Source organism: Vibrio sp. 10N.261.55.F4, from assembly GCF_041470465.1.
GTDB classification, from domain to species: Bacteria; Pseudomonadota; Gammaproteobacteria; order Enterobacterales; family Vibrionaceae; genus Vibrio; species Vibrio crassostreae_C.
This window is the reverse complement of sequence record NZ_JBFRMM010000023.1, coordinates 695-930: the sequence shown is the minus strand read 5'-3', so window position 1 is coordinate 930 and position 236 is coordinate 695. Positions and strand designations below refer to the sequence as shown.

The 236-nt window shown below is 45.3% G+C and carries 1 protein-coding gene; it reads left to right on the top strand.

The window, feature by feature from the left end; all coding sequences use genetic code 11:
- Positions 1-236, top strand: a 236-nt coding sequence (locus AB4249_RS12835; protein WP_372103505.1) for a transposase, incomplete at both ends; no start/stop codon positions are given.

The following is a 236-nucleotide window of genomic DNA, read 5'->3' as shown; positions in this document are numbered from 1 at the left end:
CTCAAAGAGCTTTGGTATTGTGAATCAGAAGCACATGCTAAAGGGCTCTGGGAGGCGTGGTGGGCACAAGTACAAGAGAGTGGAATTAAGCCATTGAAAGAGTTCGCACGAAAACTGAGTCCTTATCTTCACGGTATTATCGCATCGGCAAGTTATCCGCTAAACACCTGCACCCTAGAAGGGATAAACAACAAGATAAAGCTAATCAAGCGAATGGGGTATGGGTATCGAGATAC